At 69.5% G+C, this 10,862-nt stretch carries 14 protein-coding genes and 2 pseudogenes; 9 read left to right on the top strand and 7 right to left on the bottom strand.

The window, feature by feature from the left end:
* Positions 1-27: 27 nt before the first annotated feature.
* Entirely contained in the window at positions 28-573 is a 546-nt protein-coding gene (locus tag J5X86_RS43065; RefSeq protein WP_243982976.1) for a transposase, read from the bottom strand.
* Positions 570-1,109, bottom strand: coding sequence for a winged helix-turn-helix domain-containing protein (locus J5X86_RS43060; RefSeq protein WP_208522069.1), 540 nt, complete (start codon positions 1,107-1,109; stop codon positions 570-572). The genes J5X86_RS43065 and J5X86_RS43060 overlap by 4 nt, the downstream gene beginning before the upstream one ends.
* 137 nt (positions 1,110-1,246) lie before the next feature.
* Between J5X86_RS43060 and J5X86_RS43055 the strand changes: the two are divergent.
* Positions 1,247-2,128, top strand: a pseudogene (locus tag J5X86_RS43055) (serine/threonine-protein kinase); the annotation flags it as partial.
* Positions 2,129-2,478: 350 nt separating this feature from the next.
* Here J5X86_RS43055 and J5X86_RS43050 read toward each other — a convergent pair.
* Positions 2,479-2,697 (bottom strand): hypothetical protein, encoded by a 219-nt coding sequence (locus tag J5X86_RS43050; protein WP_208522068.1) that lies wholly within the window; start codon positions 2,695-2,697, stop codon positions 2,479-2,481.
* A gap of 452 nt (positions 2,698-3,149) precedes the next feature.
* Here J5X86_RS43050 and J5X86_RS52650 point away from each other — a divergent pair, with 452 nt between their 5' ends.
* The 5 genes from J5X86_RS52650 (at position 3,150) to J5X86_RS43030 (ending at position 7,478) form a co-directional block, all read left to right on the top strand.
* Positions 3,150-3,464: a hypothetical protein gene (locus J5X86_RS52650; protein ID WP_308124894.1), complete on the top strand. Its 315-nt coding sequence runs from the start codon at positions 3,150-3,152 to the stop codon at positions 3,462-3,464.
* 32 nt (positions 3,465-3,496) lie between these two features.
* On the top strand, positions 3,497-5,650 hold the full coding sequence (locus J5X86_RS43045) for an ATP/GTP-binding protein (protein ID WP_308124893.1): 2,154 nt from the start codon (positions 3,497-3,499) through the stop codon (positions 5,648-5,650).
* 275 nt (positions 5,651-5,925) lie between these two features.
* Positions 5,926-6,174, top strand: coding sequence for a hypothetical protein (locus J5X86_RS43040; protein WP_208522067.1), 249 nt, complete (start codon positions 5,926-5,928; stop codon positions 6,172-6,174).
* A complete protein-coding gene (locus J5X86_RS43035) occupies positions 6,171-7,115 on the top strand; it encodes a hypothetical protein (RefSeq protein WP_208522066.1) in 945 nt (314 codons plus the stop codon). The genes J5X86_RS43040 and J5X86_RS43035 overlap by 4 nt, the downstream gene beginning before the upstream one ends.
* A gap of 30 nt (positions 7,116-7,145) precedes the next feature.
* The gene (locus tag J5X86_RS43030) at positions 7,146-7,478 is read left to right on the top strand and encodes an STAS domain-containing protein (protein WP_308124892.1); all 333 of its coding nucleotides are present in this window, start codon (positions 7,146-7,148) and stop codon (positions 7,476-7,478) included.
* Positions 7,479-7,484: 6 nt separating this feature from the next.
* Here J5X86_RS43030 and J5X86_RS52200 read toward each other — a convergent pair whose 3' ends face one another.
* The gene (locus J5X86_RS52200) at positions 7,485-7,610 is read right to left on the bottom strand and encodes a hypothetical protein (protein WP_279595736.1); all 126 of its coding nucleotides are present in this window, start codon (positions 7,608-7,610) and stop codon (positions 7,485-7,487) included.
* 369 nt (positions 7,611-7,979) lie between these two features.
* Here J5X86_RS52200 and J5X86_RS43025 point away from each other — a divergent pair, with 369 nt between their 5' ends.
* Positions 7,980-8,180, top strand: a complete 201-nt coding sequence (locus tag J5X86_RS43025) for a hypothetical protein (protein ID WP_208522064.1) — start codon at positions 7,980-7,982, stop codon at positions 8,178-8,180.
* A 161-nt stretch (positions 8,181-8,341) separates the two neighbouring features.
* Here the strand turns inward: J5X86_RS43025 and J5X86_RS51375 are convergent, their stop codons facing one another.
* Positions 8,342-8,497, bottom strand: a complete 156-nt coding sequence (locus J5X86_RS51375) for a DUF6233 domain-containing protein (RefSeq protein WP_243982975.1) — start codon at positions 8,495-8,497, stop codon at positions 8,342-8,344.
* Positions 8,498-8,867: 370 nt separating this feature from the next.
* Between J5X86_RS51375 and J5X86_RS43020 the strand changes: the two genes are divergently transcribed.
* Entirely contained in the window at positions 8,868-9,056 is a 189-nt protein-coding gene (locus J5X86_RS43020; protein WP_208522063.1) for a hypothetical protein, read from the top strand.
* Between the two features lie 40 nt (positions 9,057-9,096).
* Here the strand turns inward: J5X86_RS43020 and J5X86_RS43015 are convergent.
* Together J5X86_RS43015 and J5X86_RS43010 are read right to left on the bottom strand one after the other, a co-directional pair.
* Positions 9,097-9,801, bottom strand: a pseudogene (locus J5X86_RS43015) (nucleotidyl transferase AbiEii/AbiGii toxin family protein).
* Positions 9,798-10,157: a hypothetical protein gene (locus tag J5X86_RS43010; protein ID WP_208522141.1), complete on the bottom strand. Its 360-nt coding sequence runs from the start codon at positions 10,155-10,157 to the stop codon at positions 9,798-9,800. Before J5X86_RS43010 ends, J5X86_RS43015 begins: the two are co-directional and overlap by 4 nt.
* Positions 10,158-10,245: 88 nt before the next feature.
* Between J5X86_RS43010 and J5X86_RS53100 the strand changes: the two genes are divergently transcribed.
* Positions 10,246-10,614, top strand: coding sequence for a hypothetical protein (locus J5X86_RS53100; RefSeq protein WP_374229416.1), 369 nt, complete (start codon positions 10,246-10,248; stop codon positions 10,612-10,614).
* Positions 10,615-10,862 lie beyond the last annotated feature (248 nt).

Raw genomic sequence — 10,862 nt, 5'->3', positions numbered from 1 at the left:
TGTCCCGGTCGGCGGCCCGGATCTGCGTTACTGAGCTTGTTGGCGTGATGTCGTCAAGGTGAGACCGGTATCGGCGAGGCATCCTTCGATGAGGTTGCTGCGGTATTGGATCTGGCGGAGGCCATGCCGGAGGGTGCGCATCAGGTGGTCTGGGTCGGTGAAGGCGGTGTTGGCCTGGCTGCTGCGTCGCAGCAGTGACCAGAGGCCCTCGACGGGGTTGAGGTCGGGTGCGTAGGCCGGCAGGAAGTAGCAGGTGATCCAACCGTGAGCATCGATGAACGCTCTCAACCGGGCGTCCTTGTGGACGTGCAGGTTGTCCCAGATGAGGACAATGGGTGCACCGAGCTGCTGATGGGCGGCGATGAGGTCGCGGTAATCGGTCCAGGTGAAACTGCGTCTGCCGCCCCGCTTGTGATCGACGTGCCGCTTGGGCCGGTAGATCAGGCGTGAGCGTTCGCCCGGCTTGTAGCAGGCCAGAGCCGCGATGGAGAAGCGGCGCTGGGAGCGTCCCCGCACCCTGATGGCGGGTGTCTGTCCGCGCCGGGCCCAGGTGCGGGTGGTGGGCAGCGTCATCGAGAAGCTGGCTTCGTCTTCGAAGCACAGCCAGGCCCCGAGCGCCGCCACGGTGTTTCCACCTGGGGCCAGGTCTCCTTCACCCAGCCGGTGACGGCTTCCTCGTTGCGCTCCAGAGCGCGGCGGGCGGGGACCTGGTGGCTGAAGCCGTGCCGGTGCAGCATCTGCGCGATGGCCGAGAGGGTCATGCTCTTGTGGAACCGGCGCCCGATCAGCGTCTTGATCCGCGCCAGCGTCCAGGTCTGGTCCGGCCAGCCGTGTGCGACCGGGCCCTTGCCCAGCTCCTGTTCCAGTACCGCGAACAGCTTCTCGCTCAGTTTGGGCAGCGACACCGGCCCCACGGACCGAAGACCGTCCGCGCCTGCGTCCTGCCAGGCCCGGCGCCACCGCTGAACGGAGCGCACGCTCACCCGTAAGTCCTTGGCGACTTCCGCGTTGGAGGCGCCGGTGCCGAACCGTTCGGCGGCCTCCATCCGGATCCGCTCACGAAACGCCTGCCGTTCAGGCGTCAGCCCACCACCCTGCGGATACCTCATACAAACGGCATACCGTGACGATCACACATCGTCAGCCCCCAGCGACATCACGCCAACAAGCTCAGTAACTCGGCCGGGTGGTATCGGACTACGGCGAGGGGGTGCCGAGGGCAGGGGCGCACACGTACGCTCCCTGGGTGATCGATGACGAGAGTGGTCGGGTCATTGATGGACGCTTCGAGCTGGTGGAGCGGCTGGCCAACGGTGGGATGGGCACGGTGTGGCGGGCGCGGGACATCGCCTTGCAGCGTGATGTCGCGGTCAAGCAGGTCCGCCCTCTCCCTCCGGACCTAGCCCCCGAGGGCTCCGGCGCCTCGCGGGTGCTGCGCGAACGCGTGCTGCGCGAGGCCCGGGCGCTGGCTCGACTCAGCCACCCTCACGTGGTGACGATCTTTCACGTCGTCGACGAGGGCGAGCATCACTATCCCCGGCTCGTGATGGAACTGGTGCGGGGTGGCAACTTAGCGGAGCGGCTGGAGGAGGAGACGCTCCTGGCGCCGCAGGAGGCCGCCCGGATCGGCCGTCAGGTACTGGCCGCGCTGCGCGCTGCGCACGCCGTCGGCATCCGTCACCGCGATGTGAAGCCCGCCAACGTGATGCTGCGCCCGGATGGCAACGCGGTACTCACCGACTTCGGAATTGCTGCCTTCCAGCGGGCACGAGACTCCGCCGTTCGCTCAGCGTCGCTGACCGCGACCGGCGAACTCATCGGTACGCCCGACTACCTGGCCCCCGAACGCATCCGCGGTTCGGACGACGACCCTGCCTCGGATCTGTGGTCGCTGGGCATGACGCTGTACGTCTGCGTCGAGGGCCGCAACCCGATGCACCGGCCGACATCGCTGGCCACTCTGGCGGCCGTCCTCGACGGCGTGGTGCCTCCACCCGATCGAGCCGGGGCCCTGGGGCCTGTGCTGATGCAGCTGCTCGTACCGGACCCGGCAGCGCGGCCCTCGGCCGAGCGACTCGACTCGATGTTGACCGCGGCCGCGGAGAGTGATGTAAGCCCGACTGTCCGGCTCCCCGAGTCATATCAGCCCACCCAGACCGCGCCGGTCCCGGGTAAGGAACGAGGCCCCCACCCGCCGCCCATCGTTGCACCCGCGCGTCGTCGTGGGCGTGCTTGGCGGATCGCCGCAACGGCGGTCGTAGCCGCCCTGCTGGTCTGGGGCGCGGGCTATCTCTGGAGTACGACGTGGTGATGCCGACTCTGGAGTCCTTTCCGATCCTCTCCTGCGGTGCACCGGTGACTCCCGAACTCGGTGACATTGATCGTGCTGACGGACCCTACGGTGCCTCCGAAACTCGCTTACAAACGATCCCGTTCCCGCGTACATAGCCACCGGGGCGTCCGGCAGGGTGACCCGCTCTACGACTCGGGCCGTGGCTCGTCGGCTTCCAGCTCCTTCAAGCGTGCGGTGTATGCGGCTGCAATACGCGCGGTCTCCTCTGGCTCGGCATCCCTGAGCCGGTGCTGGTCCTCCACGCACTCCTGCCGCCGCGCCTTGAACTCCTCGAGGCGCTGCTGGTCACCGGAGCGCCGTGCGAGCAGGAGCTGTCGGCTGTACCAGGCGATGACCATCCCCACGATGTCGTGCGCCACCTCATACCCGGGGCTGTCGCCGTCCGGGTCCGGGCCTGCCCCGGCTGGGGCGGTCGGTCAGGAGAGGACGGCGAGGATGCGGGGTCGTGCATGGGGAAAACCACCTCGGGGTGTTCGGGAACCGCTGGCAAAAGGTCATTCTCGGGCCCAGGCTGATTCAGTTCATCACCGGCTCTTCTCAGCCCCCATACCCCCGTCGGGCTGCCGCCGGCCGCCGCCTGCGGCATAGATTGGGTCCGCAGGTGATCAATTCTGGGGGGACATCACATGGCCGATCTTCGTGCGCTGTTCAGCTCCAATGACCCCGTGGGCAGCAACGAGGCGTTCACCAACCGGCAGAGCCAGTGGCGCCTCGTCGCCACCGCCATCGAGGAGCACCTGCGGCACATCGCCGATCCGGATTTCAACGTTGAGGACCTCAAGGCGCCCCGCGAAACGTGCTCGTGTTCCACGGTGTCGGCGGCATCGGCAAGACGACGCTGTCGCGCAAGCTGGAGGCCACTCTCGCCGACGCCTGGCACCGGCCCGCCCAGTGGGGCGCCCCGACCTGGTCCGGCGAGCGGATTTGGCCCGTACGCATCGACCTCGCCCGCTCCGCCGGCACCGACTTCAAACACATCGTCCTCACGATCCGGGCCGCGCTCGCCGAGCTCGGCCGCCCCCTGCCCGCCTTCGACGTGGCGCTGCGCCGGTACTGGAGCACCAGCATCCCGGCGAGCCTCTGGAGGAGTACCTGCACCGCGGCGGGCTAACCTCCCGATTCGGTCGGGCGCTGCCGCAGCAGATGCAGTCCGCGCTGTCCGACGTCGCCCAGGCCCTTCTCATGCCGGGCACCGTCGGGTCCGCCGCGGTCGGCCAGGTGACCGGCTCCCTGGTGCGGGCGCTGCGGGAGCGCCGGCAGACCGCCCGCGCACTGGCCGGGTGCGCGCGGCTGGCCGACCTGCTGGAGGCCGAACCCGACCTGGACGCCTTGTCCTTCTACCCGCACCTGCTGGCGTGGGAGCTCGCCCAGCTCCCGGCCGACAGAAAAGTCACGCCGGTGATCCTGCTGGACACCTTCGAGGACACCGGCGACCGCCACCGTGACGCCGAGCGGCTCCTGCAACGCCTGGTATGGCTCATGCCGAACTGCTTCTTCGTCATCAGCGGCCGCAACCGTCTTCAGTGGGCCGACGATGCCCTCCAGGGCCAGCTCGACTACACCGGCCCAGCCGCCTGGCCCGGCCTGGCCCCCCACTCCGGGCGGCCGGCCCGGGCCACCGAGCAGGGCGGCGCCCGCCAGCACCTGATCGGGGACTTCTCCGAGACCGACTGCGACACCTACCTCGCCCACCGCCTCACCCAGGACGACCAACCGCTGATCGGCCCTGACATCCGCGCGGTCATCACCCAGCGCTCGCACGGCCTGCCGCTCCACCTGGACCTGGCCGTCGCCCGCTTCCTGGAAATCCCTCGCACCGGCCGCACCCCCGCCCCCGCAGACTTCGACCACACCTTCCCCGCCCTCATCGCACGCACCCTCTCCGACCTCACCGCCGACGAACGCCACGTCCTGCGCAGCGCCAGCCTACTGGATGCCGTCGACCTGGAGCTGGCCACCCAAGCGGCGGGCCTGGCCCACCAGGCGGCGGCGCGCAGGTTAGTCGAGCGGCCGATGATCACCGAGGATCCGCACGCGATCTGGCCGTATCACCTCCACGACGCCATCCGCACCGCGCTACGGGCTGATGACCACACCGAGGACCACTGGACCCCCGCCGACTGGCACCGAGCCGCCGAACGCGCCCTCGCCGCCCTCGGCCGGCAGTGGCAGGACCGTCGCAGTCTCACTCCCGGCCGGACCCTCCTCGTCGCGTGCCTGCGCCAGGGCCTGCGCCTGGCCCGCGACCACCATCTGGACGCCCTCGGCTGGCTCACCGAGGCCGCCTTCGCCTACACCGACTACTCCGTCTGGGAGCACCTCGCCCCACCCACCCGGGCCTTGAGCCCCGAGCCGCCGGGCCCGGACACACCCGCCGACGCCCTGGCCGAGCTCCTCACCGCTATCGCCCGCCGCCAGCACGAACACCGCGAACGCACCGCCGAACGCCTCACCGCCGTCCTGGACACCGGCTTACTGTCCGGCGAACTCACCGAACTCGCCCTGTACTACCGGGCCAAGGCACACAAAGACCTCGGCCGCACCGACGCCGCCGCGCACGGCATGCGCCAGGTCGCCGACGCCCACGGCCGGCTCGCCCCGCGCGCCCACCGCGGCCTGGCCAACCTCGCCCGCATCCGGGGCGACTTCCCCACCGCCCTTGCCGCGATCCCCACCCTGGGCTGGAAAGGCCGCCACCACCGCGTCCTGGCCCACATCCGGTGGCCCCACGGCGACATCGACCGCGCCATGGCCGCCTTCGAAGCCGCACGGACCGAAGCCGAACAGCACGACGCCCCGGGCGAGCGCGCTATCGCCCAGACCCTTCTCGCCCTGGTCACCGCCTTCGCCGCCCCAATCCGCGCCGCCGACGAACTCGCCCTCGCCCACCAGTACCTCGCCCAGCTCGACCAACGCGCCACCACCCTCTACGCCCACGTCGCAGCCCTCATCCGCGACGCCGGCACCGACCACGAGGTCACCGACCGCGCCACCGTCCTGCGCACCGAGATCGCCGTCTCCGGCCTCGCCTGGCTCACCCCGCTCCTGGAAACCGCCCTCGCCTTCCACCACGCCGTACGCGACGCACCAGACGACCTCGCCGCCACCCTCGACCGCCTGCGCGAGGCAACCGCGAACGGCGACTTCACCTACTACGTCGACATCGCCACCGCCATGGGCGGCCTCCCCCAGCCCGCCGGGAGCACCGTCCTGTGGCTTGACGACGCACACACCGTCCGAGAGCGCTGGCGCGCCCTGGTCACCGCCCGCCAAGACCACCTGCGCGGCACCCAGTAGCGGCAGGCGTGAAGCCCCGGCGGTGTGGCCGCCGGAGCTTCCTGGTGGCCTGCTCACGGCAACGGCGACGGCAGGGACGGCAAGTCGGGACGGCGTGGACAGGTCGTGCTCGTTTCTTATGTCTGGCCTGCGCAGATGTGCGAACTGCTGTGGTGACGTCGGCTTCCGGGCCTTGGGGCGTCGGCTCGCATCCGAGGCGGGGGCACTGTCACCATCGTCGTCATCGCACCGGGAAGACGCCCGACACTCACGACACCCCTCATGGAGGCACCGTCATGCCCACCGTCCCGCCCGTCGAACCCCTCGACACCCTGCCGGTCGCCCCCTCCCCCGGAGTGTGCGGGCGCCTGAACGGGGGTGAGGCGGCCGTCGTCGTCGCTGCGATCGCCGCGGTGACCGTTCTCGCAGTCTTGCAGCGTCCGATTCCCACGGCCCTGACTGTGCTCACGGCGGCGGCCGTCCTGCTGCTGCTCCCTGGCCGGGTGGGCCGCTTACTCGCTGCGCTCACCGGCGGCCACCGGTGAGCCGCCACCCCGCCGAGCCAGTAGAGCTGTCCGAACTGCGAGGCTGGATGCGCGGAGCTAAGAAGGCGCTGGACTTCGACACCATCGCCCGCCACGCGATCAAGAACGGGCGGCCTGTCAGCGCGTGCACCCTACGTCGAGCCATGGACGGTCGACTGCCCACTCTCCGTGCCGTCCTCGCCTTTGCTCGGGGCACCGTCTGCGCGCACGCTCAGAAGACCGGCGAACCCTGGGCAGGCAAGGTACAGGTTACCGAGCAGACCGCCCAGAGGTTGTGGGAAGCGGCGGCCGGCGCCGTCCGCCGAGAAGCGACCAGGGACCGGCGGCATGTCCAGTGGGTGCCGGGCCGGATCACGACACGAGCCGGGCTGGCCCGGGCCATGCGGCGTATACAGGCAGAGACCAGCAGACCATCCTCCCTACGCGCGCTGGCCGCCGCGCCCGAGGCCGCTGGCCAGATCTCCCGCAGCGCGCTCCATCTGGTCCTGACCGGCGCTCGACTGCCCAGTGAGCAGATGCTGATCGCCTTCACCGCTGCCTGCGGCGCGAGCGAGGAGGTCGTCAAAGCGCTGCTCGACGCCCTCAGGCGACTCGACCCGCGGCTGTCTACTGCCAGTGTTTCGCGGCCGGGCGCTTGCGCGGATGCCAGCTGGGAGTATCAGGCCGCCCTCGCGCGTCAAGAACGGGGCCGGGATATCCATACCCTGATCGGTCGAAAGGCCGAGGACTGGTACGAGCGGGAGATGCTCGACGGGGACGAGTTGCACGAACAGGAGATGCGCGAAACGGACGAGCTATGGGAGCAGCAGCGGCTTGAGGACGAAGAGGAATGGCACGAGCAGCAGTTGCTCACGGCATCCTGTGATCAGGCTGGCGCATGCGCCGAAGGGGTGAAGATGGACAGAACCGCTGGTCAGGAGTTTCCTGGAGACAAGCCCTGAGGGCTGCCTCGCGCCAAGGAGGCATTGCCGGTGCACGAGAGGATCAGGGTGGACCGGAAAGCCACCGGACCCGACAGCTGCCGAGTCGCGGTGTCGGGGGAGCTTGACCTTGTGACTGCCGACGACGTGCGCCAGGCGCTCCAGGACTCCGTCGGCGAGAACCGTATCGTGGTCATCGACCTCGGTGGGCTGACGTTCTGCGACTGCACGGGGCTGAGCGCGCTGCTGACCGCTGCCCGCACCGCTCACGCCGGTGACGTCGAGCTGCGGCTATGTGCCGTCCCGCATTTCCTCGCCCGCATCCTGCGGCTGTCCGGCACACACGGCGCGTTCACCATCGAAGAGAAACACGGCCAGACATAGAGCCGATCAGTGGATCTCACGCTGGCCCGGATGAGGCCTCGCCCTCGCGGCTCGGCCGCGGACATCGGCGTACTCGGGCCAGGCTCCGGCCACCAGGTGGCGCGCGGCGAGCCCGGCCACGTCTGCGCTCATCGCTGTGTCGTACACAGCCAAGACAACCGTACGGGGACCTACAGAGGCAGTTATAGAAGTTGCGCCGCTTGCCCATACCAGTGGTAGGCACGCCATTCAAGTCCGGTCACGGGCTGATCGGCGTGTGTCAAAAGCCGGTGAATTGCGATCGGCCCGCGAGGGAAGCGGGTCGGAAAGCATTGAATGCAGGTCTCCCGATCGGGAGAGCGACCGGCGCACCAGCGGAGTTGCGCCACTAACAGGCGCCCAGTCCACAGTGGTGACCGCAGCCTCCGCTGTTCTCCCGCCGCCCGTCCACTCCGACGAACGCGGCGAACTCCACCCCTGTCGCATGCGACTTCCGCATGCCCAAATCCGAAGGACAAACCAATGCAGACTGACCTGAACGGCCCGCGCCGCAACGACCGGGTGTACCTGCTGCTGCTCGCCCTGGCCGTGATCCTGCTCATCGTGGGGGGCTTGGTCTACGTGACGTACCAGCACCCGGTGCTGGCCGATCCGCTGGCGGTCGGCGGGACGGCCGCCGCAGTCCTGGTGACCGGACTCGGGTTCGCCATCACCAAGCGGTGAAGCCTCGACGGTCGCCGCTGTACGTCACCGCGGAGACGTACAGCGGCGAGAACCGGCACGCCGTCCCACGCAGCCGGAACCGGGATCACTGCGGGTGTCCTCATCAGCTCCTGTCCGGGTGCGTACGCCGTGGTTCAGGAGGTTGGCCGCTTCTGTCGCCCTCAGGATCGCGGGAGGTGGCGGGCTTCGCAGGCGGCACATGCTTCGCTGCCCGGTCGGGCGAGCTCGCGCAGCACCTGGTCGAGCGTGAGGTCCGCGCCGCCGGTCGGTATCCAGCACGACTCGTGGTGGATGACCCTGCGCCCGGGGCCACTCATGGGCGCGGGCAGGTGCTGCACGCTCCACCGGCCTGCCGGGGCGGCTGGGATGGAGCGGGGTGGTCGGCCTGGTGGGCGTTCCCGTGGGTCGGCACGCCGGAGTAGTCGGTGTCCTCGATGGGAGTGACCAGGCGGGCGGGGACGCGGAAGATGATCGAGTCGGGTACGACCGTGATGCGGTCCGGGAGCTGCGCTTCGGCCCAGATGGGCAGGCGGAGCTCGTACCACCAGCCGCCTAAGCCAGGCCCGAAGCCCAGGGGTCGGCAGTGAGCGAACGGACCGCGCTGTACCGACTCTTCGATTGGATCCGGACAACCTCCTACGGCATGTCTGGATCGCGGGCCGCGCGGTCCTGTCGTACACAAGACGCATGAGCGATGAAAACGGCACTGTCCATCACCCGGGAGAGATCGTGCCGGAGTCCGGGATCTATGAGTGCAACTGCGGCGATTCGCATGAATACAGCACGGACGTCAAGGGCCACCGATTCCCTCCCCTGCCGGATCGCTGCACCGGCGACGGATGGAAACTGAAGACCGCCGCTCACCCCGGCAGCTGACAGCCAGGCCCGCGACAAAGCGCGGCCCGTACGGGCACCCTCAGGCTCGTTGCCCCAAACGCTCCCCGGCTATCGCTGGCCAGTCGTCACTGGTCTCCTCGTGCAGGCGCCTGGCAAGGTCGTCGGCCCAGTCCCCGGCCCAGGCCCTCAAGGTGGCCGTTTCCGTGGGGGTGAGACCGTAGGCGATGAATTCCTCGTCCTCGTACCAGTCCGCACCCGCCAGACGTGCCTGGAGATCCTCGAGGCAGAACTCGTCGCGGGCGTGGCGGCGGCCGAGTTTCCAGGTCGGCGGTGGTGTGGAGGCGGGAGGCGGCGTGGACGTCGATGAGGTCACGCACGGCGCCGCGGTCGGCCAGCGCACGCACCTTCGTGCCGATGACGTCGTCCAGGGCGAGGACGGGGCCGTACTCGGTAACCGTGGGCGGGCGCCAGAAGGCCTCTTTGAGGATGTCGACCTCGCACTGCTCACCACTGGCGGGATCGGTGACCACGAGACGGCCGGAGAGCGGGTCCACGCCGACCTCTGTCACCTGCCAGCCGCGCTCGGCCAGCCCGGCGGTGAGGGTGCGGGTGATCTCCGCCATGGGCGCGGGGTTCTCTGTGGCGACGTCGAGGTCCTGGCTGAGCCGGTCGACCAGGCCGTGCGCCTGGACGGCGTACCCGCCGGTGATGACCAGGGGGTAGAGGGGGTGCAGATGGCCAGGACGTCGGAGAGGAGCCGACGGTGAAGGCTGCTGAGGTTCACGCTGCGGCTGCCGGGCGAGCCGAAGCCAGCTCGGGGAATGCCTCTTCCCATACGTCACGGATGGCGCGGCTGATCAGCGTGCGCAGGACGGGCCACTGGTCGATCAGGAGGTCCCGGTTCAGCAGGGTGATGAGGTCGTCGTGCTGCCCTTCGGCCAGCACGGTGCGGTACATGCTCATCCGCGACCGTGGCCGGTCAAGATCGAACCGGGTCAGCCCCGACCAGGCCACATGCAGCGGCAACTGCACCCTGCCGTGCGCCGACCCGGCCAGCTCGCCGAGCGAGGGGGGCAGCCTGCGGACATACCGCTCCCGCAGCACCTCGGCAGCGGACGGCGACGGCTCGGCAGCAGGCATGGCGGACATGCAGACAAGTATGGCGCAGCACTCAGGTCTTCCCATCGGCCGGCTGACGGCCGCGCGGTGTCGCCAAGGGGAGGCCACGGTGCGATGGGAGGCGGTCACGCCGGGCGGGCGTCCGGCCTCAGCAGCCCCGGCACGCCGGACACGCCGGGCGGTGCTGGGGCCAGACGGCGATGACGCTGACGGCAGCCGTACCGGTGCCGGGCAGCACGAAACGGCCGCTCAGGGAGCAGCGGGCGAGGCCAACGTGATCGTCATCCAGCCCTCCGCCGAGGGCCGCAAAGCCGGTGGACGCCCTGTCTGGCTCGGCCTGGTGAACGACCCGGACGCGTCGCGGGACATCACCGCCTGGGTCGAAGCCGGCGGCCCCGGCCTCACGCAGGCGCCCGACATCCTCGACCTCTACACCTTCAGCCCCTCCCGCCGTATCCGGCAGGCACTCGACAACTGAACCGAACCGCTCACGAGGGTGCCGCCCATCTCTGATGGACGGCACCCTCTCGTATCACGGCCGTGCCCCTCAGAGGCGGTCGAAACGGTCCTGGCCAGCACAGAAAGACCCGCCGTCAAAACTCCTGACAGCAACACCGGTTTCCCGTTCCGTTCCCCGGGCCCCGGCCCCAGACAGGACAAAAGCCCGCCCCTTCGATCTGAAGGCTACTGGCGGGTTACTTGTCACCTGGTTCGCCGCTCGTTAAA

Source organism: Streptomyces sp. NEAU-YJ-81 (genome assembly GCF_017592595.1).
In the GTDB taxonomy this organism is placed as follows: domain Bacteria; phylum Actinomycetota; class Actinomycetes; order Streptomycetales; family Streptomycetaceae; genus Streptomyces; species Streptomyces hygroscopicus_B.
Note: the sequence above shows the minus strand (reverse complement) of the source record. Positions and strands in the feature narration are given on the sequence as shown.